Consider the following 25,371-nt stretch of genomic DNA (forward strand, 5'->3'; position numbering starts at 1 on the left):
CCAGTCCTCCACCTTGATCACCCTCCAGAGTGAACTGCAAGGGGGGTCAGATTTCGGCCGTCGCCTGGGGGTCAGTATTCACGCGTCGTCGACAACGGCGGCGGCGTAAGTCGGCGCAGCGTCCGGGCGGCGCTGGCCCCAAGCCCTGTGGAGTGCGGAAATCCCCTACGGTCGGGCGGTCTAGCGGCGGGAACCTCACCTGGAGTGGCCGGCGCAGAAGCCGGAACCCATCTGAGCTGGCCGGCGCAGAAGCCGGAACCCATCTGAGCTGGCGGGCGGTGAAGACAGAACCCGACCCGAACTGATCGGCCGTGATCGACCCCACCTGGACTGGTCGGCGGGAAGGTGGAACCACGTCTGAGCAACGACGTGAAGCCGGAACCCCGACTGAACAGACCGGCCGCAAAACCGGAAGCCCACCTGGGCTGGCCGCGGAACGCCTACGCGGGCCGGTCGCGGAACCCCCACCGAAAACTGGCCGCAGAAACCCCCACCTGGGCCGGTCGCGGAACCCCCACCTTCGCTGGTTGGCCCAGCGGAAACTCCGGTTGTGGGGAGTGCCGGAGTGCGGAGTCGAGGCCGCTCTGAACTGGGGCGATCACGTCTCAGGTGGCGGCGGATGGGAGGTCAGCCCGCCAAAGGGACGTCTGCGGGGAGCTGGGGCTGGGAAGGGACCCCCAGGATGTTCTCGACTTCGCAGACGAAGGTCTCGGCCTCTGCCAGGAGCTCGTCCGCGTCGGCGGCGCTTATGTGGCGGACCAGCCCGGCTTCGGCGGAGGCGCGTTTGGCGGCGCTGGCGGCGAAGTAGGCCGCCCACTCCGAGAGCGAGGGTTCGGTCTCGGGCAGCAGCTCCCACGCGCTGCGCAGCCTGCGTCTCCGGCCCTGGGTGGGCTGCGGGCGGGCGGCCAGGATCGCCGCGGCGGCGCGCAGGGCGGCCAGGTGGGCCGACACGTAGCGCGATGCCGGTGCGCGAGCCGTCGCGGCCTCCGCCAGGCAGGAGCGTGAGTCGGCCAGGTGTGCCCGAACCGCGGGTGATAGCCGGGGCCCGGGCGTGTCTCTGGGCCGTGGTGCCATCTTCCTCGCCTCCTAGAGTCGTGGGCGACTCCCGGCGTGTCCGCCGTTGAGGTCAACGATCGCAGACCCCACTGACATTTCCGCCGGGCAGGCCGGACGAGGAGCTTCCCCTCTCCCCGTCCGGCCAGGACGCGCCCGCTCGTCTCCGCCGACGACGAGGACGCGCCCTTCGCCCTCGGACCCTGATCGCGGGTCGGCGCTGGGGGAAGCGCGTGGCCCGCGACCAGGTCCTTCCGACGTGAGCCGCGAGCCTCACGTCACATGGTCGAACATAATTTCGACCACGCTCGGTGTCAACCTCATCCACGAACACAGGTTCGATGACTATGACCACAAAGACACCCCGCCCTTACGGATGAGGACCGGTCCGGCAGCGGGGCATGCGACTCGCGCACGCGTTCCTCCCGGGGCTCAAGCGGTGACATTGATCACAGGAGGAGGCCGCCGTCGCCGATCCAGCAGGTCTGCCTTCCGGGTCCGCGAGCAGCGACTCGGGGACGGGTGAAACCGGAAGCGAGGACACAGCGACGTACGGACACGCGGATACGAGAACGCGGGGACACGTGGGGGTACGCGGGCACGCGGGAGGCGCGCACAGGGACGTACGGACTCGGGATACGACGCGCGGAGGCGGGCCGGCGAAGACCGGAACATGCGGCACCAGAAGCGGATGAAACGGGACGCACGGACAGAGGAACGGAGGGAGGCGAGGATGGCCCCACTAAGGACCGAAAGCGGCACAAACGGGGATCATCGTTAGCATGGCGGCCATGGGGCCTATCCTGATCACCTCGATTCTGACCCTGCCCACGCTGCTGCTGCTCGCCTTCGTCCCCTTCTATGACGAGACCGGCGCCTTCGACAGCCGCAACGGGATGGCCGGGCTGCGCACGAAGGAGACGCTCGCCTCACGCGAGGCCTGGGACGCGGCGCACGCCTGGGCGAAGGCCCCGATGCGCAGGCTGGTGCTTGTCATGGCCGGGGTGCTGGGGGTCTCGATCGCGGCCGAGTTCGCCTTCGGGCTTTCGGAGATCGTCCAGGGGGCGGTGGTCCTGGCACAGGCCGCGATCTTCATGACCGGGCTGGGCGTGATCGGCTGGCGAGCCCACAAGGTGGCCGCGCGGGTGAACCGCGAACTCGCCGACCAGTCCGGCTGATCAGCGGTCGCCGCCGACGTCAGCAGATCCGGCCGGTCCCGCGCAGGCGCCCCTACGACCCAGGCTCCGGCGGTCCCGCGGAGGCGCCGCCACTCCCCTGCGGCCCGGGCTTCGGCCGATCCCGCACGATTCGTACGCAGACAACGAAGACAGCCGCTCGCGCTGTAACAGCGCGAGCAGCCCTTCAGCGAGCTGCGGCTCCTTCAGACGGCTTTCAGCGCGCCCGAAGGACAGAGCTTCACGGCCCGCCGCACCGCCTCCTCCATCTCGGCCGGCGGTTCGGACTGGAGGAGCACGACGATCCCGTCCTCCTCGTTCTGGTCGAACACCTCGGGCACGGTGAGCGCGCACATCCCCGCGCCGATGCACACCGTCGTGTCGGCTTCTATCTTCATGGGACATGCCTACCAGGTGACGGGCAGCCGGTGCACTCCGTAGATTGCCATGTCGGTCCGGAGCGGCACCTCGTCGGCCGGCACGGCGAGCCGCAGGCCGGGGAGGCGGCGCAGCAGGGAGGCGAACCCGACGCGCATCTCCGAGCGGGCGAGCTGCTGGCCGAGGCACTGGTGGACGCCATGGCCGAAGGCGAGGTGGCCGGACGCGGGCCGGGTGATGTCGAGCCGGTCGCCGCCGGGGAAGCGCGACAGGTCGCGGTTGATCACCGGCAGGTGCAGGGTGACCGCCTCGCCCTTCCTGATGAGGTGGCCCTCGATCTCGACGTCCTCCAGCGCGGACCTGACCGGCCCGACGTGGACGATGCTGAGGTGCCGCAGCAGTTCCTCGACGGCGTTGTCGATCAGCGACGGGTCCTCGCGCAGCGCGGCGAGCTGGGCGGGGTCGGCGAGGAGCGCGTAGGTGCCGAGGCCGAGCATGTTGGCGGTGGTCTCGTGCCCGGCTATCAGCAGCAGGAAGGCGACGCCGGTGAGCTCGTCGCCGGTAAGTTCGCCGCCCGTGATGAGGCCGCTGAGCAGGTCGTCCGCGGGGTGTTCGCGTTTGCGGCCGATGAGCCCCTGGAGGTAGGTGAGGACGCGGCCGATGGCGGCGAGCGCCTCCTCGGCCTCCACCCCCAGGCTGACCATGATCTTGGTGTCCTCCTGGAACGCGGCTCTTTCCTCGTACGGGACGCCGAGCAGTTCGCAGATGACCAGGGAGGGGATGGGCAGCGCGAAGGCGTCGACCAGGTCGGCCGGCCTGCCCGCCGCCTCCATCAGGTCGAGGCGTTCCTCGGTGATCTCCAGGATGCGGGCTTCGAGCTGTTTCATCCTGCGTACGGTGAACTGCCCGGCGAGCAGCCTGCGGTAGCGGGTGTGCTCGGGCGGGTCGGTGCGCAGGAAGAACCCGGGCGGGACGGCGAACCGCTCTCTCCGCACCTCCTCGGCGAGCCTGGCGCGCGCGGCGAAGGGCGGGTGGGACAGCTCGGGACGGTTGCTGAAGCGCGGATCGTCCAGCACCGTGCGGGCCGCCGCGTAGCCGGTGACGAGCCAGCCCTCGTGGCCGTCGGCGTAGCGCATCCGGTGTACGGGGCCGCGTTCGCGCAGCTCCGCGTACGTGTCGGGCGGGTCGAACGGGCGTTCCCGCTCGGTGGTCAGGGTCAGGTCGCTCATGTGCCGCACCTCCTCCGACTCCTTTCCCCCGGAGAACCGGCGCCTCACCGGCAGGAGGCCGCCGTCCAGGCCGTCCAGAACCTGCCGTTCCCGGTGACGGTCCAGCCGGGCGGAGGCGGCCCGGCCTCGGGCGGCACGATCGCGGTGCAGACGACCGGCGGCCCCTGGCGGGTGCCGTCGTAGCGCTCCAGGGCCGTCCACCAGACCTTGTGGGCGAGCGTCACCCTGATCCGCCACGCCACCCGCTCGTCCACGGCCACCGTCCCACCGGCCACGGGCGCCGGCAGCCCGTCGCCTCCCGGAGGTGCTGCCGGCGCCAGGTGGGCGGCGAAGGCCAGGTGGATCGCCGCCGTCACGGCCGCCACCGCCGCGGCTCGGAAGCGGGGCAGGCAGGCGGCGGCGAGCCCCGCGGAGGCGGCGGCGCATCCGAGCACGGCGGCGCGGCGGCCGCGCACCAGCACGACCAGGCCCGCCAGCAGCCAGACGACGGCCAGGCAGGCGAGGTAGCGCCCGTAGGCGTAGTTGCCCGCCCGGTGCTCGTCCGGCAGCGCGGCCGAGGACGCGTAGGCGATGCCGAGCGTGGTGGCCAGCAGCGTGCCCGCGGCCACCCGCAGGGCGAACGGCCCTTGGCGCACGGAGATCGCCCCGGCGGCGGCCATGCCGATCCCGGCCAGCCCCCAGGTGCCGACGATCAGGTACCAGAGCTGCCCGGCGGCGCCCGCCAGCGCCCACGCCTGCCCGTCCAGGCTGAGGAACCGGTCGAACGCCAGGCCGCTCAGGTCCCGGTGGCCGCGGGGGTAGAGCCCGGCGGCCAGGGCCGTGTTGAGCGCCTGCCCGGCGGCCGATAGCACCCCGGCGGCGCCGAGCGCGGCGATCCCGGCCCGGCGGGGCAGACGGCGTCCCGCCAGCAGCCCCGCGACGACGGCCAGCGTCACGGCCAGGACCACGGTGCCGCGCAGGTGCACGGAGACCGCGTACCCGGCGAGCGCCCCCGCGGCCAGGCCCGCGCGCACCGAGCCGCGCCGCGCCAGCTCGTGCACCGCCAGCAGCCAGCCGAGCAGCAGGGTGGGCAGCACCGCGTCGGCCAGGGCCAGCCCCGAGAACAGCAGCAGCGACGGCGCGGCCCCCGCCGCGAACGCCGGCGCCAGCGCCGCCCGCGCGCCGACCGCCAGCCGCCGCAGCATGAGCGGGAACGCCCCCGCGGCGGCCAGCGACCCCACGACGACGACCAGCCGGTACACGGTGACGGGATCGTCGGTCACCAGGTGGGCGGGCGCCAGCAGCAGCCCGTGACGGGGCCTGCGGGCGGGCGCGCTGACGGGTGCGGCCAGTGCGGACAGCATGAGACTCCCCCTGCCGCCCCGGGACCGTCCCGGAAGCGGCAGGCGGAGTCCACCAAGCCGGTGCTAACGCCCCCGTCACCGGAATCGGTTACGCGGACGTTAGGCCGCCCGGAACTTGCCCCGCACGTGGACCGGGACTCCGGTGCCCAGCAGGCCGGGCAGCTCCTGGGCGACGTTCATCGGCAGCCGCACGCAGCCGTGGGAGGCCGGGTGGAGCGGCACCGACAGCGCGCCGTGCAGGGCGATGCCGCCGTTGAAGAAGATCGGGTTGTAGAGCCGGCCGAGGTAGGAGGTGTGCCAGCCGTCGCGCCGCCAGGTGGTCCGGTACGAGCCGGTCGGCGTCGTGGCCGAGCCGCAGAAGCGCTGCTTCTTGCCCTGCCACACGGTGGTCTCGCAGTAGGGGATGCCGCTGCCGGACGACATGTGGCTGATCAGTTTCAGCTCGCCGTCCACGTACATGGTCATGATCTGGGTGGTCAGGTTGACCTCGGCGCGGGTCCGGCCGCCCTTCGGGGCGAGGACCTTGGGCTCGCGGGGCCGCTCCAGCGCGCGCCAGGTGGCCTTGCCGATGGTGCTGGTCGGTTTGATGCCGTTGACCTTCTGGAACGCCCAGACGGCGGCGAGCGTGACGCCGCCGTACTGCCCGTCGATCTTGCCGGGCCGGTAGCCGAGCTCGCGCAGCCGCTTCTGCATCCAGACGACGGCCTTGCCCTTGGCGCCGAGCTTCAGCCTGCCGCCGGGCGCGACCACGGCCGGGGGCGGCTCGGCGAGCACGCCCGCGGCGGCGGGGGTGATCGGCGGCTCCGCCTCGGCGGAGGTGGCTCTGCAGCCGGTCAGCGCGACCGTCGCGGCGGTCAGCAGGGCGACCACCGCGGGAAGCCGTCGAGTCCGCACCGACATCACCCCTTTTGAGGTAACAAGCGAGTCAAGGGAACGTACACCACCACTCAACAAGGTAACGCGGCGGTCATTCTGTTTAGAGTGTCCGCATGCCCGAGAAGTTGCCCGCCAATGCGGTACGAGTGGAGAAGGCGCTCCGGAGCCTCGGCGCGACCGGAGAGATCGTGGTCCTGCCGGAGAAGGCGCCCACCGCGGCCTCGGCGGCCGCCCAGCTCGATTGTGAGATCGGCGCCATCGCCAACAGCCTGATCTTCGAAGCGGACGGGGCGCCGCTGCTGGTCCTGACCAGCGGCGCGCACCGGGTGGACGTGAAGCTCATCGCCCGCACGGCGGGGGTGTCGAAGGTACGGCGGGCCACGCCGGAGTTCGTGAGGGAGGCGACCGGGCAGCCGATCGGCGGGGTCGCCCCCGTGGGGCATCCGGCGCCGGTCCGCACGCTGGTGGACAACTGGCTGCAGAAGCACGAGGTGGTGTGGGCGGCCGGCGGCCACCCGCATACGGTGTTCCCGACCACATTCGACGAACTGGTCCGGATCACCGGAGGCACGCCCGTGGACGTCGAATGAGAGAGATCAAGGTGCGAGGGTGATCGAGTTTCGCGGCGCGGGACCGGCCGAGTTCGCCGAACGGCTGGACACGGTGATGGACATCTACACCGCGGCCATGCGCCCGCCCGCGGACCAGATCCCCGGCCGCAGCGCGATCATGCGCAACCACGGGACCTACCCCAAGTTCCAGTGCTACTTCGCGGAGTGGCGCGACGCACCCGGGGGTCCGCGGATCGTCGGCTTCGCCTACGGCTTCCGCGGCGCCCCCGGCCAGTGGTGGCACGACGTCGTCTACCGGGCGCTGGCCGACCGGGCCGGCGCCGACGCGGCCGACGCCTGGCTGGGGTACGCCTTCGAGCTGGCCGAGATCCACGTGCACCCCGACCACCAGCGCAAAGGCATCGGCCGCGCCATGATCAACACCCTCTGCGCGGGCCGGCCGGAGCGCACGGCCGTCCTCTCGACCCACGACCGCCCCACGGTCGCCCGCCACCTCTACTCCGCCATGGGCTTCATGGACCTGCTGAGCCGCTTCGTCTTCCCCGGCGGCTACGAGGAGTACGCGATCGTCGGCCGGCGCCTCCCGCTGACCCCCTCATGACCTGAGGTTTTGCGGGCCATTACAGAGGGCATCACCGTTACGGATGGTGATTCACCCTTTACCTTCCGCACACCCATCCCCAACGCCACCCGCTCGGTCCCCCTGCGAGCGGGTGGCTCCCCCGATCGGCCGTCGCACGTACGACAGGTCACCCGACATCAGCACCCGGCCGCAGACGACCCCGCACCTCTCGGAAGAACGTCCTCAGCGTGACGTAACCCGCATCGGCCGTGGCCCTCCCCAGGGGGCGAACCAGCGGAACGGCGGATCGAAGACGACCAGGCCGAACTCGCCCTCGACGGCCGCGCCCGCTCGTGCCGGCGGCGGATGCGCTCCACATGCTCCGGCGGGAGCGTCGGCTCGTAGGTCATGGGGTGCGGGGCTTCTCGCGGCTCGGGCCCTTGAGCTCGTGGAAGTGCGGGGTGCCGGCGACCAGGAGCGTGCCGTCCCACAGCCGCCCGGCCTGCTCGCCGTCCGGCACCTGCGAGATGACCGGGCCGAAGAACACCACCGGCTCGGGGCCGGCGCCGGTGACCGCGATCACGGGGGTGCCGGACTCGCCGCCCATGAGCGACATGGCCTCGGCGTGGGAGGCCCGCACCAGGTGGTCGTGCTCGTCGGTCGACCCCGCCTCCGCCAGATCGGCGGGCAGCCCGGCGGCGGTCAGCGCCGTGGCCGGGTCGCCGATCCAGTGCTGCTCGCCGCCGCCGGTGGTCCACAGCGCGGTGTAGAAGCGGCCCAGCGCCTCCTGGCCGTAGCGGTCCGCCACGACGGCCGCGATCCGGACCGGCACCCAGAGGTAGCCCTCCGGGTCGCCCTCGGGGTCGTCGTCGCGGCCCTCGTTGAGCACCGACAGGCTGAGCACGTGCCAGCGCACCTCGACCGGGCGGACCTCGGTGACCTTCAGGAGCCAGCGCGAGGTCACCCAGGTGTACGGGCAGGACGGGTCGAACCAGAAATCTGCGATCACACGTCCAGTCAACACCCGCCGCGCGAGCGCGTCAGGCCGACAGCGCCGACGCCGGCTGGAGCCGCTGGAACACCTCGCGGGAGGCGCTCGACCGGTTGAAGGTGATGAAGTGGATGCCGGGCGCGCCCTCGTCGAGCAGCCGCTGGCACAGCTCGGCGCCGTGCTCGATGCCGAGCTCGCGCACCGCGGCCGGGTCGTGGGCGACCTTCTCGAACCGGGCGGCCACCTCGGGCGGGAACGGCGCCCCGGACAGCTGCTCCGATCGGGCGATCGTGCTCATCTTGGTGACGGGCATGATGCACGGGATGATCGGGGTGTCGCAGCCCTCGGCCGCCACCCGGTCGCGCAGCCGCAGATAGTCCTCGGCGCGGAAGAACATCTGGGTGATCGCGTAGTCGGCTCCGGCACGGCACTTCTGCACGAAGTACTTCGTGTCGGACTCGATCGACGGTGAGCGCGGGTGCTTGTACGGGAACGCGGCCACGCCCACGCAGAAGTCGCCGGACTGGCGGATCAGCCTGACCAGGTCTTCCGCGTACATGACGCCCTCGGGGTGCGGCACCCACTCGCCGGTCACGTCGCCGGGAGGGTCGCCCCGCACGGCGAGGATGTTGCGCACGCCCGCGTCGGCGAACCGGCCGATCAGGTGGCGCAGCTCGCGCACCGAGTGGTCGACCGCGGTGAAGTGGGCGACGGGCGTCAGCGTGGTGTTACGGGCCACTCGTTCGACGATGTCGACCGTGCGGTCACGGGTCGAGCCCCCGGCACCGTAGGTGACGGAGACGAACGTCGGCCTGAGCGACTCCAGCTCCCTGATCGCCTTCCACAGCTGCCGCTCGCCCTCGTCGGTCTTCGGCGGGAAGAACTCGAAGGAGAACGACCGGCCCCCGGAGGCGAGGAGCTCGCGGACGGTGGGGACACGGTCGGGCATGATGGAGGGTTGACCAAGCGCCATGCCCCAAGGGTACCCTCAGCCCCCTCCGCTACCGGACCGAACCTGGTCGATGGCGTTTTCGGCGCGGACCACTAGTCTCAAGGCATGACCATTGACGCCGCGAGAATGGACGACCTGCGCACCCAGGTGGACCGGCGCCTCAGGGAGTTCGTCGATCGGCGCCTCCCCTCCGATGGCGAACCCGACTTCCAGCCGCTCCGCGCCGCGGCGGAGGACCTGCTGGCCGGGGGGAAGCGGCTGCGTCCCGCCTTCTGCTACTGGGGCTGGCGGGCGGCCGGCGGCGGCGACGAGCCCTCGGTGCTCACCGCCGCGGCCTCGCTCGAGCTGCTGCAGGCCAGCGCGCTGGTGCACGACGACGTGATGGACAAGAGCGACCTGCGCCGGGGGATGCCGGCCGCGCACCGCCGCTTCCAGTCCCTGCACGAGAAGTCGGCCTGGCACGGGTCGGCCGAGCAGTTCGGCGAGGGCGCCGCGATCCTGCTGGGCAACCTGCTGCTGATCTGGTCGGGCGAGATGTGGCGCACCAGCGGGCTGCCCCCGAAGGCGCTGGCCGCGGCGCAGCCGGTGCACGACCACATGCGCACCGAGCTGATGTGCGGCCAGTATCTCGACCTGCTGGAGCAGGCCAACGGCGAGAACACCTTCGACTCGGCGCTGCGGGTCGCCCTCTACAAGAGCGGCAAGTACTCGGTCGAGCACCCGCTCCGGCTGGGGCTGGTGCTGGCGGCGGGCGGTCTGGAGCCGTGGGTGGACGAGCTCTGCACCGGCTTCGGCACCCGGGTGGGCATCGCCTTCCAGCTACGCGACGACATCCTCGGCGTGTTCGGCGACCCGGCGGCGACCGGCAAGCCGGCCGGTGACGACCTGCGTGAGGGCAAGCGGACCATGCTCGTGGCGCGCACGCTCGCCGCCGCCTCGCCGTCGGACGCGGCGACCGTGCGGCGCCTGCTCGGCGACCCCGACCTCGACAGCGGCGGCGTCACCGCCCTGCGCGACATCATCGAGGGTACGGGGGCGCTCCGGGAGTGCGAGGACATGATCGCCGACTATCTCGGTGAGGCCCTCGCCTCGCTGCGGGAGGCGCCGGTCACGGCGGAGGCGCGCACGGCCCTGTCCGAACTGGCCGTGGCGGCCACCTCCCGCCGGACCTGACGCCGATCAGCCCCGGCGGGCCCTGCGGCCGGGGTCAGCCGGGGGCCAGGCGCTTGGCGAACTCCGCCGCCGCGGCGCCCGGGTCCTCGGCCTCGGTGATCGCTCGTACCACGACCACCCGCGTGACCCCGTACGACATGACCTCGTCGAGGTTGGCCAGGTCGATGCCGCCGATGCCGAACCACGGCCGGTCCGTGCGCAGCGACGCCGCGTGGCGCAGCAGCGGCGGGCCGGGCGCGGGACGGCCGGGCTTGGTCGGCGTGGGCCAGATCGGGCCGCAGACGAAGTAGTCGACGCCCTCCTCCGCCGCCGCCGCGGAGGCCTCCTCGGCGGCGTGGGTGGAGCGGCCGATCAGGATGTCGTCGCCCAGCATCTCCCGCGCGACCGGCACGGGAAGGTCGCCCTGCCCCAGGTGGAGCACGTCGGGCCGGGCGGCGTAGGCGATGTCGGCGCGGTCGTTGACCGCCAGCAGCTTGCCGTGGCGGTCGCAGGCCTCGCGGAACACCTCCAGGAGCCGCAGCTCCTCGCGCGCCTCCAGCCCCTTCTCGCGGAGCTGGACGATGTCGACGCCGCCGGCGAGCACCGCGTCGAGGAACTCGGCGAGGTCGCCCCGGTCGCGCCGGCCGTCGGTGCAGAGGTAGAGGCGGGCGTCAGAAAGCGAGGGCTTGGGCACGTCGTTTGACCTCGGTGTGACGACCTGCCTTGATCGCCTCGACGGGCGAGCCCGGCAGCGAGTCGTCGGGAGTGAAGAGCCAGCGCAGCGCCTCGACGTCGTTGTAACCCGCGTCTTGCAGGACGGTGAGCGTGCCGGGCAGGCCCTTCATGACATCGCGTCCGTCGAGGAACACGGCGGGCACCTGTGGCCCGCCGCTGCCCCGGCGCACGCCCAAGAGCTTGTGGTCCTTGAGGAGTTGCTTGGCGCGGCCGATCGTGAGACCCATGCGCTCGGCCACTTCGGGGAGGGTGAGCCACTCGTCGACGAGGGCATCGGTCTCCCTGTCGATCTGTGCAACAGAAAGCGTCACGAAACCACAACTACCACATGCCGCGCTTGCTCAAACAACACAATCCCGTAGGGGTACGTCCGGATCTACCAGGCGTTCCTCGTCCAGCCGGTGACCTGCTTCGATGATCCGCCTTCCCTGTACGAGGTCGCGCGGCCGGTCGACGGCCATGACCGCGGCCAGGGTGCCGTCGGCGGCGAGCCAGAGGGCGGACCACTTGCCGGTCGCCTCGCCCCGGTAGATCACCCGCTCCCCTGCCGGGTGGTGGCCGGCGTACTGGACCATGTGGCCGAACTGCTCGGACCAGAAGTACGGGACGGGGTCGTACACCGCCTCCTCGCCCAGCAGGGTCGCGGCGGCGACCTCGGGCGCGCCCAGCGCGGTGTCCCAGTGCTCGACCCGCAGCCGCCTGCCGTAGCGGCGCGACCACCAGGCGGCGCAGTCGCCCACGGCGACCACGTTCGGCAGGGAGGTGCGCAGGTGCTCGTCGGTGACGACGCCGTTGTGCAGGTCGAGGTCGGCGTCGGCCAGCCACTCGACGGCCGGGCGGACGCCGATGCCGGTCACCACCACGTCCGCGGCCACGGTTCCGCCGCCGACCAGGGTCACGCCGCCCTCGTCGACCGAGCTGACCATGGTGTCCAGGCGCAGGTCGATGCCCTCGTACCAGGGCAGGGTGCGGGCGCCCAGCTCGGCGCCGACCGCCTGGGTGAGCGGAGCGGGCCCGGCCTCGATCACCGTCACCGCGCAGCCCTTGCGGCGGGCGGCGGTGGCCACCTCGGCGCCGATCCAGCCCGCGCCGATGATCGCCACCCGGGCGCCGGGCACCAGCAGGGCGCGCAGCTCCAGCGCGTCGTCGAGGGTGCGCAGCACGTGCTGCGGCCCGTCGCCGGGGAGCCTGATCGGGTCGGCGCCGCTGGCGATGACCAGCCCGTCGTAGCCCAGCTCGCCCTCGGTCGTCTCCACGGCGCCCGCGCGCAGCGCCGTGGCGGTGACGCCCGGGCGGAAGTCCGTCTCCAGCGCGGCCAGGTCGGAGCCGACGAAGCTGGAGTCGGTCTCGCCCATCAGCACCGCCTTCGACAGGGGCGGCCGGTCGTAGGGCCGGTGCCGCTCCTGCCCGATGAGCGTGATCTTGCCGCCGAACCCGCGTGCGCGCAGCGCCTCGACGCTCCGCACACCGGCCAGCCCGGCTCCCACCACCACGACATGATTCACGTGAATGACCATAACGGGGGCCGCCCGCGGGGTCGTCCCGAGGCCCAATTCCGGGTTGTCCCGGCGTTTCGGATATATCCCTAATGGGGTGACGTTTGCGGAAGGTCGTATGGTGGGGGTGCACGACGCGCGGGAGTCCGGCCGTCACCGGGCTGAGAGGAAGGCTTCATCGGGTCTTCGACCGCAAGACACCTGATCCGGATCATGCCGGCGAAGGGAGCGGACATGGAAGTGGTCGTCGGAGGCGGGGTCGTCGGCCTGTCGATCGCCTGGCGGCTGGCCAGGCGCGGGCGCCAGGTCGTGGTGGTGGACCCCTCCCCCGCTCATGGCGCCTCGTACGCGGCGGCGGGCATGCTGGCGCCGATCAGCGAGGTCGTCTACACCGAGGAGCCCCTGCTCCGGCTCGGCGTCGCCTCCCTGCGCCGCTGGCCCGCCTTCGCCGCCGCCCTGGCCGCCGACGCCGGCCTCACCGGCTCCGAGACCACCGCGTCCGCCTCTCCTGCCAGAACCGAGGAGAGCACAGCTCACGGGGCCGCTTCTCCCACGGGAACCGGTGAAGGTGTCGCCGGAACCGGGGGCACCGGCTCTGCCGTTCCCGCTACCGGTTCAGGGATGGGCGGTACAGCCCACGGGACCGAGGGCGGGCTCGGGGGCGGCGGCGAGGAGCCCGGCGGTGAGTGGCTGATGGCCGCGCGGGCCGGGCTGGATCTGCGGGACGACGGGACGCTCGACGTGGCGTTCGGGCCGGATGACATGGCGCTGCTCGACCAGCAGGCCCGGTTCATGGAGAAGCTGGGGCTGCCGGTCGAACGGCTGACGGGGCGCGAGTGCCGCCGGCTGGAGCCCATGCTGGCGCCCTCCGTCAGCGGCGGGCTGCTGGCTCGTACCGATGCCTGGGTGAACCCGCGCCGCGTGACCGCGGCGCTCCTCGCCGCGCTGGAGCGGCTCGGCGTCCCGGTGCTGCGCGCCCGCGTGACCGAGCTGCTGCGTGACGGCGGGCGGGTGACAGGTGTACGCCTCGCTCCCCCAGAGACGGGACGGGACGGGCTGCCTGACGTCCGGCCAGCCAGCCGGGTTTCGGCGATGGCCGGAGCTCCCCCGGCCTCCGAGGGCCCGGGACTGACCGGCAACTCCGCCCGCGGGGTCCCGACGGTGACCGGCGACTCCGCCCGCGGGGTCCCGGCGATGTCCGGCGTTGCTGCGGTCTCTCAAGGCCCGGCGGTGAACGACTCCGCCCCCGACGTGCCCGAGGTGCTGCTCGCGGAGCGGGTGGTGCTGGCGGCGGGGGCGTGGAGCGGGGAGCTGGCCGAGGTGCCCGTACGGCCGGTGAAGGGGCAGATCATGCGCCTGCGCTCGCCCCAGCCGCTGCTGGGCCGGTGCGTGCGCGGGACGGTGCACGGCAACCCCGTCTACCTGGTGCCCCGGGGTGACGGGGAGCTGGTGGTGGGGGCCACCCAGGAGGAGCTGGGGTTCGACACCAGGGTCACCGCGGGCGGGGTTTACGAGCTGCTGCGTGACGCCAGGGAGCTGGTGCCCGGCGTCACGGAGCTGGAGGTGGCCGACGTGGTCGCGGGACTGCGGCCCGGCACTCCGGACAACCTGCCGGTCATCGGACCGGACGGAACTCCAGGGCTGGTGCTCGCCACCGGCCACTATCGCGGCGGCGTGCTGCTGACGCCGCTCACCGTCGCGATTCTGGAGGGCGAGGAGAACGACCTCGCGACACTGTGCTCACCGGCGAGATTTCGGGAGGTTCCATGAAGGTGCTGATCAACGGCGCGGCCCGTGAAGTGGCGGAGAACATGACGGTGGCGCAGGCCGTACTGACTCTGACCGAATCCCCCACCGGAGTGGCGGTGGCCGTGAACGACGAGGTGGTCACCCGCAGCGCGTGGGAGACGACGCCGCTGCGCGACAGCGACCGGGTCGAGGTGCTGACGGCGGTCCAAGGTGGATGACCTGGTCATCGCCGGCGAGAAGTTCTCTTCCCGGCTGATCATGGGCACCGGCGGCGCCCCGTCGCTGGAGGTCCTTGACCAGGCTCTGGAGGCGTCGGGCACGGAGCTGACCACGGTGGCGATGCGCCGGCTGGACCCGCATGCCCGCGGGTCCGTGCTGGACGTGCTGCGCAAGCGCGGCATCAAGGTGCTGCCGAACACGGCCGGCTGTTACACCGCGGGCGACGCGGTGCTGACGGCGCGGCTGGCCCGTGAGGCGCTGGAGACCAACTGGCTCAAGCTGGAGGTCATCGCCGACGAGCGGACGCTGCTGCCGGATCCGATCGAGACGTTCGACGCGGCGGAGCGGCTGGTGGCGGAGGGTTTCGTGGTGCTGCCGTACATCGGCGACGATCCCGCGCTGGCCAGGCGGCTGGAGCAGGTAGGCTGCGCGGCGGTGATGCCGCTCGGCTCGCCGATCGGCTCGGGGCTGGGGATCCGCAACCCGCACAGCATCGAGCTGATCGTGGAGGCCGCCGGGGTCCCGGTGATCCTGGACGCGGGCATCGGCACGGCCAGCGACGCCGCTCAGGCGATGGAGCTGGGGTGCGACGCGGTCCTGCTGGCCACGGCGGTCACCCGGGCGCAGCGGCCGGAGCTCATGGCGTCGGCGATGCGGTCGGCGGTGGAGGCGGGGCGGGCCGCCCGGCTGGCCGGCCGGATCCCCCGGCGCCGCTATGCGGAGGCGTCATCCCCGATGTCCCCCTGACGCCTCAGGGGCCGGAAACGTGACCGGCCCGGGTGGGAGCCCGCCCGCGAAGGCGGGCTCCCACCTTCCTGACTCCCCGAGCCCCACGCCGGCGGGCTCTCCGGTGGCTCAGGAGTACGTTCACGTCACGGAACGGCACGGCTCGGCATCGGTTTCGGGTGGTCAGGCCCTCCCGGGGGCGAAACGCCCGTAAACTCAGCCGGGTGGACACGACGACTGCGGACCCTCTGGTAGGTCGGCTGCTCGACGGGCGCTACCGCGTCGAGTCCCGGATCGCCCGGGGTGGCATGGCGACTGTCTACCTGGCGCTCGACATCCGGCTTGAACGGACCGTCGCGCTGAAGGTGATGCACCGCTCGCTCGCCGACGACCCAGCGTTCGTGCGCAGGTTCATCGGCGAGGCGAAGTCGGTGGCCAGCCTCTCGCACCCGAACGTGGTGCACGTGTTCGATCAGGGCACCGACGGCGACGTGGTCTACCTGTCGATGGAGTACGTACCCGGCAGGACGCTCCGTGACGTGCTGCGCGACCGCGGCCGGCTGCCCGCCCGCGAGGCCCTGGAGATCCTGATCCCGGTGCTGGCGGCGCTCGGCGCCGCCCACCAGGCGGGCATGGTGCACCGCGACGTGAAGCCGGAGAACGTGCTGCTGGCCGAGGACGGCCGGATCAAGGTGGTCGACTTCGGCCTGGCGCGCGCCATCGAGGCGACCAACCAGACGCGCACCGGCGTGATGATCGGCACGATCGGCTACATGTCGCCGGAGCAGGTCACGACCGGCGGCGCCGACGTCCGCAGCGACGTGTACGCCTGCGGCATCATGCTGTTCGAGCTGGTGACGGGCCGGCAGCCGTACGACGGCGAGACGCCGATGTCGGTGGCCTACCGCCACGTGCACGACACGGTGCCGCCGCCGTCGTCGCTGGTGGCCGAGGTGCCGGCGCTGATCGACGATCTGGTGGCGCAGGCCACCGCCCGCGAGCCGCACGACCGCCCGGCGGACGCGACGGCGATGCTGGTGCGGGCGGTCGAGGCGCACCGGACGCTGCCGAGGCTGTCGGGTCCCCACGCGGCCCGCCCGTCCGGCGCGTTCGCGAGTCCCGCGCCGTCGTTCACGAGCCCGCCGGCGGCGCCGGCGCACACGCTGATCCAGCCCCGCGAGGAGATCGGCGAGCGGCGGCCGTCGCGGGCGCGGCGCGGCCGGTTCAAGCCGGTCTGGTTCCTGACGGGCCTGGCCGTGATCATGGTGGCGGCGGTGGCGGCGACCGGGTTCCTGTTCTCGCAGAAGAGCTACAAGACCGTGCCCGAGCTGGTGGGCAAGAACCTCGCCGTGGCCGAGCGGAGCGCGAAGGCGCAGGGCTTCAAGGTGATCAAGGTGGAGGGCCGCCACGACGAGAAGGTCGCCGAGGGGTCGGTGCTGGCCATGGAGCCGGACGCCGGCACCGAGGTGGAGGCGGGCGCCACGATCACGCTGGTGCCGTCGCTGGGCCCGAAGCGGGTGCTGGTGCCGAAGACGGCGGGCATGTCCCAGGACGACGCCAGGGCGGCGATCGCCGAGGCCGGGCTGACGGTCGGCAAGATGCGCCGCATCAAGAACCTGGAGGTGGCGCGGAACCACGTGATCCGCACCTCGCCGCAGGTGGGCGAGAAGCTCAAGGAAGGCGCCAAGGTCGACATCTACGTGAGCGCCGGTCTGGTCATGCCGGACGTGGCGGGCATGCCGAAGGACGAGGCGGCGGCGTTCCTGACCGAGCAGGGCTTCCAGGTGCAGGTGAACGAGGTCGACGACGACGCCGAGCCCTGCACGGTGATCGCGCAGACGCCGAAGGCCAAGTCCGAGGTCGACCAGGGCACTCCGGCGATGGTCACGGTCGCGCGCTGCCAGACCGACTTCTGGCACTGGTTCCGCGGCGACCAGGAGGGCCGCGACGACCAGGAGTTCCGGGTCATGCCGGGCGTGATGGGCAAGGGCATCAACGACGCCAGGAACGAACTGCAGGCGCAGGGCTTCCGGGTGCGGGTCCACAACCTGTCCAACAGCGGCGTGGTCCGGTTCCAGCGCCCGGGCCCGAACGCCGAGCGTCCCCCGGGCTCGGAGGTCCACCTCTGGCACTAGCGCCTCAGGCCAGGTGGCCCCAGAGTCGCACCCGGGCCAGGCCGCCGTCGGGGTGGATGTCGACGCGTACGTGGTCGACGGGTTCGCGGGCGTCCAGGCGGAAGCGGTGCGGCGTGTCGGGCAGCAGCGGCGTCGCGGGCAGCAGCGGCACCTCGCGGTCGCCGTCGAGGCCGGTGAGCGTCACCGCGGCGGGCGCGTTGTGGATCAGGTGGGTGGTGTCGATCTCGGCGAGGCTGACGCGCCCGCGCCCGGCCAGCCGGATGACGAGCCAGTCGTTGCCGTCGTCGCGGCGGCGCGCGGTCTCCCAGCCCTCGGCCTGGTTGCGGGGCAGCCCGGGGGCGATGACGTTGTTGGGGGCGGAGTAGAACGCGTCGGAGCAGGCGGTGACCAGCCCGCCGTTCTCCAGGGCGGCCAGGTCGAGGCCGAGCCCGTCCCACACGGACAGGTCGGGGCGGGCCTCGCCGTGCACCCGCAGCCGCGCGATCCCCCCGTCGGGGTGGATGTTCAGCCGTACGTGGGTGAAGCGGCGCTCGCCGGCCACCGCGAAGACGTGCTCGCTGTCGCCCTTGAGCGGGCTCCTGGGCACGATCGTCACCCAGCCGGCCCGCTCCAGCTCGTCCGCGGGCGGGTATCCGGTGATCTCGGCGGCCTCGACGGCGGCGTACGGCGGATAGTTGCCCCGGAACCAGGCGGTGTCGACGACCACCCAGCGGATCACGCCGGGCAGGCCGAGGCGGACGATCGCCCAGTCGTGGCCGGGCCCGCGCCGGCGGCGGGTCTCCCAGCCGTCGTAGACCTGGCCCTTGCCGCCGAACGTGCCGGCTTGGAAGGCGGGCCGGCCGGGCCGGATGAGGCTCTCCTTCTCGCCGAACGACTCGTCGCTGGCGGCGACGACGGCTCCGCCGTGGCCGCGGAGCGCGAGGTCGGGCAGGCGGGTGTGGTCGTGCATCTACGCTCCCAGCAGGAAGGTCCCGTGCGGGACGCCGTCGGCGGGCCGGCCCCGCAGCCAGGTGGTGAGCACCGCGCCCCGCAGGCGGCGGCCCTGGTACGGGGTGACGGGGTTCTTGTGGTGCAGCCGGTGCGCGTCGACGGCTTCGGCGGCGTCCGGGTCGAAGGCGACCAGGTCGGCGTCGTTGCCGGGCACGATGCCGCCCTTGCCGCGCAGGCCCGCCAGCCGGGCCGGGGCCGCCGACATCCAGCGGACGACGTCGCCGAGCCCGTGCCCGCGCCGGGACGCCTCGCTCCATACCGCGCGCAGCCCGAGCTGGAGCGAGGAGACGCCGCCCCAGGCGGCGGCGAAGTCGGGCACCTTGAGGTCGGCGGTGGACGGCGAGTGGTCGGTGACGACGCAGTCCAGCACGCCCCGGGCCAGCCCGTCCCAGAGCCGGTCCCGGTTGGCGGCGGAGCGGATCGGCGGGCAGCACTTGTAGGCGGTGTCGCCGTCCGGCACGTCCTCGGCGGTGAGCGTCAGGTAGTGGGGGCAGGTCTCGGCGGTGACGGGGACGCCGTCGGCGCGGGCGGCCTCCAGCACGTCGAGGCAGCCTGCGGCGGAGACGTGCAGGATGTGCGCGCGGGCGCCGGTCTCGCGGGCGATCCGGACGATCCGCTCGACGGCACTGCGCTCGGCCGCCTCCGGCCGGGAGTCCAGGAAGGCGGCGTATCCCGGCCCGGCGCACTCGGCCAGCAGCGCGGGGTCCTCGGCGTGCACGACCAGCAGGGCGCCGAACCCGGCCAGTTCCGTCATCACCCGGCGGATCTCCCCGAGGCCGAGCGGCGGGAACTCCTCCACCCCGGACGGCGACATGAAGCACTTGAACCCGCGCACTCCCCGGTCGTGCAGCGGCCGGAGCTCCTTGAGGTTGCCGGGCACGGCCCCGCCCCAGAAGGCGACGTCGACGTGGCACTGCCCGGCGGCGGCGCGCAGCTTGGCCTCCAGCGCGCCGGCGCCGGTCGTGGGCGGCAGCGCGTTGAGCGGCATGTCGGCGATGGTGGTGACGCCCCCGGCGGCGGCCGCCCTGGTGGCGGTGGCGAACCCCTCCCAGTGGGTGCGGCCGGGCTCGTTGACGTGCACGTGGGTGTCGACGAGGCCGGGCAGCAGGGCGAGTCCGCGCAGGTCGACGTCCTCTCCGGTCTCCAGCGGGGCGGCGTAGTCGTGCAGCGCCGCGATCCGCCCGTCGCGGACGGCGACGGCTAGCGGCCGCTCCCCTTCCGGGGTGACGGTCCTGCGCGATCGGACCACCAGGTCGTACACGGGCGTCACTCCTTCAGCGCTGTCCCGGGCTCTCCTCGTACTCCTTGCTCCCTCAGTGCTTCCCCGGCCCTTTTCGTACGTCTTCGTACTCCTTGTCCGGCTCAGGCCAGCCGTTCGGCGGCCAGGCGGGTTGTGAGGCGTTCGAGGAGCGGGCGGGCCTCGGCCATGCAGCGATCGGGGTCCGGCTCCAGGTCGGTGAGCGCGTACGCCGTCTCGATGCCCGCCTCGCGCAGCTGTTCGTCGGTGAGGGTGCGGCGCCCGCAGACGGCCACCACGGGGACGCCCGCCGCGGCGGCGGCCCGGGCCACGCCGGCGGGGGCCTTGCCGCGCAGGGTCTGCTCGTCGAGCGAGCCCTCCCCGGTGATCACCAGCCGGGCCCCCTGGACGTGCTCGTGGAAGCCGAGCAGGTCGAGCAGGTAGTCGATGCCGGGCTGGATGTCGGCGTGCAGGAAGGCCAGCGCGGCGAAGCCGACGCCCCCGGCCGCGCCCGCGCCGGGTGCGCCCGCGACGCCCATGGCGCGGGGCGTGTCGTCGTGCTCGACGGCCCCGGCCAGTCCGTGCGTACGGGTGGCGACGGCGGCGAGCCTGCCCAGCGCGGCGTCGAGCAGCTTGACCTGCTCGGGGGTGGCGCCCTTCTGCGGCCCGTAGACGGCGGCGGCGCCGTGCGGGCCGAGCAGCGGGTTGTCGACGTCGCTCGCCACCACGAACGCCACGCCGGACACGTCGAGGAAGTGTGAGACGTCGATGCGGTCGAGGTCGCGCAGGGCGGCGCCGCCGTGCGGCAGGTCGCGCCCGGCGGAGTCGAGCAGGCGCGCGCCGAGCGCCTGGACCATGCCCGCTCCCCCGTCGGTGCAGGCGCTGCCGCCCAGGCCGAGCACGACGCGGGTGGCGCCCTGCTTGACGGCGTCGGCGATCAGCTCGCCGGTGCCGTAGCTGGTGGCGGTGAGCGGTTCGAGCCCGCCGGGCAGGCGGCGCAGGCCGGACGCCTCGGCCAGCTCGACGACGGCGGTGCCGCCGCGCCTGGCGTAGGAGGCCTCGACGGGCTCGCCGGTGGGCCCGGTCACCCGTACGGTGACGCGGTCGAACCCGGCGGCCACGGCGGCGTCCACGGTGCCGTCACCGCCGTCGGCGACGGGCAGCTCGACGGCGGGAACCCCGAGGGCGGCGGCGACCGTGGCGGCCACCTCGGCCGCGGTCAGCGATCCCTTGAACTTGTCCGGGGCGACGAGGACGTGCTGGACCACTGGGAACTCCTGTCTGGGACGGCATGGCGGCGAGATCCACCCATCATCACATCCGCGTGTCCGGCAGCTCACGCGAGGCGGCGAAGCCCCGTTCCCGGGCCGCCCGCAGCAGGCGGCGGTGCGCGTCGGCGCCGGCCCGCCCGGCGGCGTCATGCGGTACGGTGCGCAGCTCGCCGTCCTCGACCAGGGTGCGCCCGCCCACCAGCAGCCGGGCCAGCGGCGGCTGCGGGCCGAAGACGAGCGCGCAGACCGGGTCGGTCACCGCGGCCGTGAACGGCCCGTCGACCCGCCAGAGCGCCAGGTCGGCGAGCTTGCCGGGTTCCAGGGTGCCGAGGTCGTCCTGGCGGCCCAGGTTGCGGGCGCCGCCGAGGGTGGCGATCTCCAGCGCCTGCCGGGCGGTGAGCGCGGCGGGGCCGTAGCGGGCGCGCTGGAAGAGCAGGGCCTGGCGCATCTCCCCGGCCAGGCCGGTCAGCTCCGACGAGGCGCTGCCGTCGACGCCGAGCCCGACGTTGGCGCCGCGCCGCAGCATCTCCGACACGCGGGCGATGCCGGCGCCGAGCCGGCCGTTGGACGACGGGCAGTGGGCGGCGCCGGTGCCGGTGGCGGCGAGCTTGGCGATGTCGGCGTCGCTGAGGTGGACGGCGTGTGCCACCCACACGTCGGGGCCGAGCCAGCCGAGCTTGTCCATGTAGTCGACCGGGCGCATGCCGAGCTGGGCCAGGCAGTGCTCCTCCTCGTCGAGTGTCTCGGCCAGGTGGGTGTGGAGCCGCACGCCCTTGTCGCGGGCGAGCCGGGCGGCCTCGGTCATCAGTTCGCCGCTGACGGAGAACGGCGAGCAGGGGGCGACGGCGATCCGCAGCATCGAGGACGGGGACGGGTCGTGGTAGGCGTCCACGGCGTCGGCGGTGGCGGCGAGGATCTCGTCCAGCTCCTCCACGACCACGTCCGGCGGCAGCCCGCCCGCCGACTGGCCGCGGTCCATGGAGCCGCGCGCCGGGTGGAAGCGGATGCCCAGCGCGCGGGCGGCCTCGATCTCGGCGGCGAGCAGGTCGCCGCGGCCCTTGGGGAAGACGTAGTGGTGGTCGCTGGAGGTGGTGCAGCCGGACAGCGCCAAGTAGCCGAGCCCGGCCATGGCGGCGCCCCCGGCCACCTCGGCGTCCATGGCGGCCCACACCTGGTAGAGCGCGACCAGCCACTCGAACAGGGTGGCGTTCTGGGCGAGCCCCTGGGAGGCCCACTGGTAGAGGTGGTGGTGGGTGTTGACCAGGCCGGGGGTGGCCAGGCAGCCGGTGGCGTCGATCCGGGTCGCGCCGGCGGCGTCCGGGGCGCGGTCCATGGGGCCGAGCGCGGTGATCCGGTCGCCGTCGACGAGGATCCAGCCGCGTTCGATCTCCGGCCCGGCGACGGGCGCGATGTGGGCGTTCTCGATGAGCAGCCTCACCGGGCCGCCGCCTTGCGCTCGGCCGCCAGCCGGACAGCGTCCAGGATCTTCTCGTAGCCGGTGCACCGGCACAGGTTCCCGGCCAGCGCCTCGCGGATCTCCGCGTCGGACGGCCGTTCGACCCGCCGGAGCAGGTCGTGCGCCTGCACGACGAGGCCGGGCGTGCAGAAGCCGCACTGCACCGCGCCCGCCTCCACGAACGCCTCCTGGACCGGGTCCAGCCCCTGCTCGGCGAGGCCTTCGACGGTCCGCACCCGGCGGCCCTGGACCTGCCCGGCGGCGACCAGGCAGGCGCAGACCGGCACGTCGTCCAGGTAGACCGTGCAGGAGCCGCACTCGCCCTGCTCGCAGGCGTTCTTGGAGCCGGGCAGCCCCAGCCGTTCGCGCAGCACGTACAGCAGGCTCTCTCCCTCCCACACGTCCTCGGCCGTCTCCTCGCGGCCGTTGACCGTGAACGTCACCCTCATCAGGCCGCCCTCCTCTCCAGGTGGTCGTGCCACGCCCAGGTGAGCGTGCGGCGGGCCAGCACGGCGATGGCGTGCCGGCGGTAGCCGGCGGTGCCGCGCACGTCGTCGATGGGCGCGGTGGCGGCGGCGCAGAGCTCGCCGAAGCGGGCCAGCAGCTCCGGGCGGAGCGGCGCCGACCAGTCGAGCTCGGCGGCCAGGAACTCCTCGGCCTCCGGCGCCCGGCGCGGGGTGGGCGCGGCCGAGCCGATACCGGTGCCGACGCGCCGCTCCTCCGGGTGGAGCGCGACCGCGAACGAGCAGACGGCGATCACCATGGCGTTGCGGGTGCCGACCTTGGCGAAGTACTGCGGCCCGGCCGCGGGCGCGACGTGCACGGCCTTGATCAGCTCGTCCGGCAGCAGCGCGGACCGCTTGACGCCCAGGTAGAACTCCTCGGCGGGGATCATCCGGGCGCCGCGGTCGCGCGACTCCACCTCCACGGCCGCCCCGGCGGCGAGCAGCGGCGGGTGGCTGTCGCCGGCGGGCGAGGCCGCGCCGAGGTTCCCGCCGACCGAGCCGCGGTTGCGGATCTGCGGCGAGCCGACCGTCCGCGCGGCCTGCGCGAGCCCGGGCAGCGCGCCGCCGAGCTCGGTGATGATCGTGCTGTACGGGACGGCGGCGCCGATCCGATACCGGCCGCCGTCCAGGGACCAGGTGGCCAGCTCGGGCACGGCGGTGAGGTCGAGCAGCGCGGGCGGGCGGCGCACCGAGAAGTTGATCTCCACCATGACGTCGGTGCCGCCCTGGACGGGCAGCGCGTCCGGCCGGTCCGCCTTGACGGCCAGGGCCTCGGCCCACGTGGCGGGGCGCAGGAAGTCCATCGCTCTCACTCCCAGGCGAATCCGGCGTCGGGTGCGTCGTCGCGGGTGACCGTACCCTCGATGAGGCCGTACGGACGGTCGGCGGCGTAATAGACCTCGTCGGGGTTGTCCAGCCCGAACGGGGACAGGTCGACGAGGAAGTGGTGCCGGTTCGGCAGCGCGAGCCTGATCTCGCAGACGTCCGGGCAGGCGGCCAGCGCCCGCTCCCCCATCGCGTACAGGGTCTGCTGCAGCGACAGGCTGTGCGTGCCGGCGAACGCCTCCAGCAGGGCGTCGCGGACGAGCGCGTAGGAGGCGCCGAAGTCGGCGCTCGTCCCGGTGTGCCGCCAGCGGGCGTCCACGGCGGTGGCGAGGACGCGGTCGGTGGTGGGCTTCAGCGTGGTGTACGGGTCGGTGGCGAAGCCGTGGAACTCCGAGCCCGTCGTCTTCATCACCACCAGGCCGGTCAGCCCGGAGACCACGCTCGCCCGGCCGTCGCGGTCGTGGTGCGCCACGCAGGTGCGGACCTCGCCGCCGTTCCTGGCGAAGGAGTGGCCGGTGCCGCCGATCCGGTCCCAGGCGTACTCCTCGATCGCGACCCGGGCGTGGTGGATGGTGTCGTGCGTACCGGTGAAGTGGCGGGCCAGCAGCAGGGCGAAGTCCTCGATCTGGGCGACGCCGTGCTCGCGGGCGAACGCGTACACGGTGTTCTTCTGGCTGTCGGTGGGCAGCACGGCGGCGTTGTCGCCGGTGAGGTGGGCCTCCCGCATGGCGCCGGACAGCGCGGTGCTGACGTTCAGGTCCTTGACGTGGTGGACGTCGCCGTCCCTGACGACCCGCACCAGCCTGGTCTCCGCCTTGCCGTAGCGGTTGGGTCCGAGCACGATCGCCATCTAGCTCCCTCGATAGGTCGAGTACGCGTACGGGCTGAGCAGCAGGGGCACGTGGTAGTGGTCGCCCGGGTCGGCCACGGTGAAGGTGATGACCACCTCGGGGTAGAAGGTGTCGGCCAGGTAGGCGCCGGTGTCGAAGACGACCCGGTGCGTGCCGGCCCCGGGCTGCCAGCCGCCGATCCGGCCGTCGGCGTCGGTGACCCCCTCGGCCACGACGCGGCCCTCGTGCTCCAGCCGTACCCGCATCCCGGCGGCGGGCCGGCCGGTGGTCGCGTCGAGCACGTGCGTCGAGAAGCTCATCGGCCGCCCTCCAGCAGCTTGGCCACCCGGAGCCGGGTGATCTCGGCGAGTTCCTCGCGTACGGTGCGGCGCTCGGTCTCGTCGTCGTGGCCGAGGCGCTCGCGGAGCCGCCGGAGCATCTCGGCGCCGGTCAGGCCGGTGGCGCAGATCAGGTAGACGTGGCCGAACCGGTCCTCGTAGGCGCGGTTGCCCTCGGCCAGGGCCGCGCGCAGCCCGTCCTCGACGCAGGCCTGCTCGCGGCGGGACCAGGCGGCCTCGCGCGAGGCGCCGTCCGGGCACTCGCCGATGCGCGGGTGCGCGCCGAGCGCCTCCAGCACCTCGGCCCAGCTCAGCTCCTGTACGGCCCGCCCGGCGGCGTCGGCCAGCCGGTCCAGGTCCGGGTAGGGGCGGCCCGCGGCGACGGCCCCGGCGAAGGCGCGGGAGGCGCAGCAGGAGAGCAGCTCCTTCTCCGCGTCCTCCCGGTCGCAGGCGTTGAAGGCGGCCAGGCCGCCGGGCGTGTGCGGCATGAGACGAGTACACACAGGCGGCCGCGCCCGGTCCACCCGCGCAAGCTCCGAACCGGCCCCCGGGTTGGCCAAGTGTTTTCGTGTCAT

General features: G+C 73.2%; 27 protein-coding genes, 1 pseudogene and 1 riboswitch. Of the genes and pseudogenes, 9 read left to right on the forward strand and 19 right to left on the reverse strand.

Annotated elements, in window-relative coordinates:
• Nucleotides 1-627: 627 nt before the first annotated feature.
• The gene (locus tag AB0J42_RS33395) at nucleotides 628-1,074 is read right to left on the reverse strand and encodes an SAV_6107 family HEPN domain-containing protein (RefSeq protein WP_364301650.1); all 447 of its coding nucleotides are present in this window, start codon (nucleotides 1,072-1,074) and stop codon (nucleotides 628-630) included.
• Nucleotides 1,075-1,844: 770 nt separating this feature from the next.
• Between AB0J42_RS33395 and AB0J42_RS33400 the strand changes: the two genes are divergently transcribed.
• Complete coding sequence (locus AB0J42_RS33400) at nucleotides 1,845-2,231, forward strand: SdpI family protein (protein ID WP_364301652.1); 387 nt, start codon at nucleotides 1,845-1,847, stop codon at nucleotides 2,229-2,231.
• A 203-nt stretch (nucleotides 2,232-2,434) separates the two neighbouring features.
• On the opposite strand, the gene AB0J42_RS33405 is transcribed toward AB0J42_RS33400, so the two are convergent.
• The 4 genes from AB0J42_RS33405 to AB0J42_RS33420 all read right to left on the reverse strand — a co-directional run bounded on the left by AB0J42_RS33405 (nucleotide 2,435) and on the right by AB0J42_RS33420 (nucleotide 6,078).
• A complete protein-coding gene (locus tag AB0J42_RS33405) occupies nucleotides 2,435-2,626 on the reverse strand; it encodes a (4Fe-4S)-binding protein (protein ID WP_364301654.1) in 192 nt (63 codons plus the stop codon).
• A 9-nt stretch (nucleotides 2,627-2,635) separates the two neighbouring features.
• Nucleotides 2,636-3,835: a cytochrome P450 gene (locus AB0J42_RS33410; protein ID WP_364301656.1), complete on the reverse strand. Its 1,200-nt coding sequence runs from the start codon at nucleotides 3,833-3,835 to the stop codon at nucleotides 2,636-2,638.
• A 44-nt stretch (nucleotides 3,836-3,879) separates the two neighbouring features.
• On the reverse strand, nucleotides 3,880-5,178 hold the full coding sequence (locus AB0J42_RS33415; protein WP_364301658.1) for a hypothetical protein: 1,299 nt from the start codon (nucleotides 5,176-5,178) through the stop codon (nucleotides 3,880-3,882).
• 99 nt (nucleotides 5,179-5,277) lie between these two features.
• The gene (locus AB0J42_RS33420) at nucleotides 5,278-6,078 is read right to left on the reverse strand and encodes a L,D-transpeptidase family protein (protein WP_364301660.1); all 801 of its coding nucleotides are present in this window, start codon (nucleotides 6,076-6,078) and stop codon (nucleotides 5,278-5,280) included.
• Nucleotides 6,079-6,167: 89 nt separating this feature from the next.
• On the opposite strand from AB0J42_RS33420, the gene AB0J42_RS33425 reads away from it, so the two are divergent.
• Together AB0J42_RS33425 and AB0J42_RS33430 are read left to right on the forward strand one after the other, a co-directional pair.
• Nucleotides 6,168-6,644: a YbaK/EbsC family protein gene (locus AB0J42_RS33425; RefSeq protein WP_364301662.1), complete on the forward strand. Its 477-nt coding sequence runs from the start codon at nucleotides 6,168-6,170 to the stop codon at nucleotides 6,642-6,644.
• 19 nt (nucleotides 6,645-6,663) lie between these two features.
• Complete coding sequence (locus AB0J42_RS33430) at nucleotides 6,664-7,227, forward strand: GNAT family N-acetyltransferase (protein ID WP_364301664.1); 564 nt, start codon at nucleotides 6,664-6,666, stop codon at nucleotides 7,225-7,227.
• A gap of 367 nt (nucleotides 7,228-7,594) precedes the next feature.
• Here the strand turns inward: AB0J42_RS33430 and AB0J42_RS33435 are convergent, their stop codons facing one another.
• Both AB0J42_RS33435 and metF read right to left on the reverse strand, forming a co-directional pair.
• On the reverse strand, nucleotides 7,595-8,197 hold the full coding sequence (locus AB0J42_RS33435) for a DsbA family protein (RefSeq protein WP_364301666.1): 603 nt from the start codon (nucleotides 8,195-8,197) through the stop codon (nucleotides 7,595-7,597).
• A gap of 31 nt (nucleotides 8,198-8,228) precedes the next feature.
• Nucleotides 8,229-9,152 (reverse strand): methylenetetrahydrofolate reductase [NAD(P)H], encoded by a 924-nt coding sequence (gene metF / locus AB0J42_RS33440; RefSeq protein WP_364301668.1) that lies wholly within the window; start codon nucleotides 9,150-9,152, stop codon nucleotides 8,229-8,231.
• Nucleotides 9,153-9,236: 84 nt separating this feature from the next.
• Here metF and AB0J42_RS33445 point away from each other — a divergent pair, with 84 nt between their 5' ends.
• The gene (locus AB0J42_RS33445) at nucleotides 9,237-10,304 is read left to right on the forward strand and encodes a polyprenyl synthetase family protein (RefSeq protein WP_364301670.1); all 1,068 of its coding nucleotides are present in this window, start codon (nucleotides 9,237-9,239) and stop codon (nucleotides 10,302-10,304) included.
• Between the two features lie 34 nt (nucleotides 10,305-10,338).
• Here the strand turns inward: AB0J42_RS33445 and thiE are convergent, their stop codons facing one another.
• The 3 genes from thiE to AB0J42_RS33460 are packed head-to-tail and all read right to left on the reverse strand — an operon-like array spanning nucleotide 10,339 to nucleotide 12,523.
• Nucleotides 10,339-10,977 (reverse strand): thiamine phosphate synthase, encoded by a 639-nt coding sequence (gene thiE, locus AB0J42_RS33450; RefSeq protein WP_364301672.1) that lies wholly within the window; start codon nucleotides 10,975-10,977, stop codon nucleotides 10,339-10,341.
• Nucleotides 10,955-11,329: an Rv2175c family DNA-binding protein gene (locus AB0J42_RS33455; protein ID WP_364301674.1), complete on the reverse strand. Its 375-nt coding sequence runs from the start codon at nucleotides 11,327-11,329 to the stop codon at nucleotides 10,955-10,957. Before AB0J42_RS33455 ends, thiE begins: the two co-directional genes overlap by 23 nt.
• 30 nt (nucleotides 11,330-11,359) lie before the next feature.
• Nucleotides 11,360-12,523, reverse strand: a complete 1,164-nt coding sequence (locus tag AB0J42_RS33460; RefSeq protein ID WP_364301676.1) for an FAD-dependent oxidoreductase — start codon at nucleotides 12,521-12,523, stop codon at nucleotides 11,360-11,362.
• Between the two features lie 119 nt (nucleotides 12,524-12,642).
• A riboswitch (TPP riboswitch) is annotated at nucleotides 12,643-12,759 on the forward strand.
• On the opposite strand from AB0J42_RS33460, the pseudogene AB0J42_RS33465 reads away from it, so the two are divergent.
• From AB0J42_RS33465 to pknB, 5 genes and pseudogenes are all read left to right on the forward strand, one after another.
• Nucleotides 12,749-12,952, forward strand: a pseudogene (locus AB0J42_RS33465) (FAD-dependent oxidoreductase); the annotation flags it as partial. (Overlaps the previous riboswitch by 11 nt.)
• 255 nt (nucleotides 12,953-13,207) lie before the next feature.
• The gene (locus AB0J42_RS33470; protein WP_364301739.1) at nucleotides 13,208-14,284 is read left to right on the forward strand and encodes an FAD-dependent oxidoreductase; all 1,077 of its coding nucleotides are present in this window, start codon (nucleotides 13,208-13,210) and stop codon (nucleotides 14,282-14,284) included.
• Nucleotides 14,281-14,481, forward strand: coding sequence for a sulfur carrier protein ThiS (gene thiS, locus AB0J42_RS33475; RefSeq protein ID WP_364301678.1), 201 nt, complete (start codon nucleotides 14,281-14,283; stop codon nucleotides 14,479-14,481). Before AB0J42_RS33470 ends, thiS begins: the two co-directional genes overlap by 4 nt.
• A complete protein-coding gene (locus AB0J42_RS33480; protein ID WP_364301680.1) occupies nucleotides 14,474-15,229 on the forward strand; it encodes a thiazole synthase in 756 nt (251 codons plus the stop codon). Before thiS ends, AB0J42_RS33480 begins: the two co-directional genes overlap by 8 nt.
• Before the next feature lie 203 nt (nucleotides 15,230-15,432).
• The gene (gene pknB / locus AB0J42_RS33485; protein WP_364301682.1) at nucleotides 15,433-17,343 is read left to right on the forward strand and encodes a Stk1 family PASTA domain-containing Ser/Thr kinase; all 1,911 of its coding nucleotides are present in this window, start codon (nucleotides 15,433-15,435) and stop codon (nucleotides 17,341-17,343) included.
• A 4-nt stretch (nucleotides 17,344-17,347) separates the two neighbouring features.
• On the opposite strand, the gene alc is transcribed toward pknB, so the two are convergent.
• The 9 genes from alc to uraD form a co-directional block, all read right to left on the reverse strand.
• Entirely contained in the window at nucleotides 17,348-18,292 is a 945-nt protein-coding gene (gene alc / locus AB0J42_RS33490; RefSeq protein ID WP_364301684.1) for an allantoicase, read from the reverse strand.
• Nucleotides 18,293-19,603: an allantoinase AllB gene (allB, locus tag AB0J42_RS33495; RefSeq protein ID WP_364301686.1), complete on the reverse strand. Its 1,311-nt coding sequence runs from the start codon at nucleotides 19,601-19,603 to the stop codon at nucleotides 18,293-18,295.
• 92 nt (nucleotides 19,604-19,695) lie between these two features.
• Nucleotides 19,696-20,838 (reverse strand): glycerate kinase, encoded by a 1,143-nt coding sequence (locus AB0J42_RS33500; RefSeq protein ID WP_364301688.1) that lies wholly within the window; start codon nucleotides 20,836-20,838, stop codon nucleotides 19,696-19,698.
• A gap of 46 nt (nucleotides 20,839-20,884) precedes the next feature.
• Nucleotides 20,885-22,279, reverse strand: coding sequence for an 8-oxoguanine deaminase (locus tag AB0J42_RS33505; RefSeq protein ID WP_364301690.1), 1,395 nt, complete (start codon nucleotides 22,277-22,279; stop codon nucleotides 20,885-20,887).
• On the reverse strand, nucleotides 22,276-22,746 hold the full coding sequence (locus AB0J42_RS33510; protein WP_364301693.1) for a (2Fe-2S)-binding protein: 471 nt from the start codon (nucleotides 22,744-22,746) through the stop codon (nucleotides 22,276-22,278). Before AB0J42_RS33510 ends, AB0J42_RS33505 begins: the two co-directional genes overlap by 4 nt.
• Complete coding sequence (locus AB0J42_RS33515) at nucleotides 22,746-23,606, reverse strand: FAD binding domain-containing protein (protein ID WP_364301695.1); 861 nt, start codon at nucleotides 23,604-23,606, stop codon at nucleotides 22,746-22,748. Before AB0J42_RS33515 ends, AB0J42_RS33510 begins: the two co-directional genes overlap by 1 nt.
• 5 nt (nucleotides 23,607-23,611) lie before the next feature.
• The gene (gene pucL / locus AB0J42_RS33520; RefSeq protein ID WP_364301697.1) at nucleotides 23,612-24,478 is read right to left on the reverse strand and encodes a factor-independent urate hydroxylase; all 867 of its coding nucleotides are present in this window, start codon (nucleotides 24,476-24,478) and stop codon (nucleotides 23,612-23,614) included.
• Nucleotides 24,479-24,778 (reverse strand): hydroxyisourate hydrolase, encoded by a 300-nt coding sequence (gene uraH / locus AB0J42_RS33525; protein ID WP_364301699.1) that lies wholly within the window; start codon nucleotides 24,776-24,778, stop codon nucleotides 24,479-24,481. It abuts the gene before it with no gap.
• Nucleotides 24,775-25,284, reverse strand: coding sequence for a 2-oxo-4-hydroxy-4-carboxy-5-ureidoimidazoline decarboxylase (gene uraD, locus AB0J42_RS33530; protein WP_364301701.1), 510 nt, complete (start codon nucleotides 25,282-25,284; stop codon nucleotides 24,775-24,777). Before uraD ends, uraH begins: the two co-directional genes overlap by 4 nt.
• Nucleotides 25,285-25,371 lie beyond the last annotated feature (87 nt).

The organism is Nonomuraea sp. NPDC049649 (genome assembly GCF_040675175.1).
In the GTDB taxonomy this organism is placed as follows: Bacteria; Actinomycetota; Actinomycetes; order Streptosporangiales; family Streptosporangiaceae; genus Nonomuraea.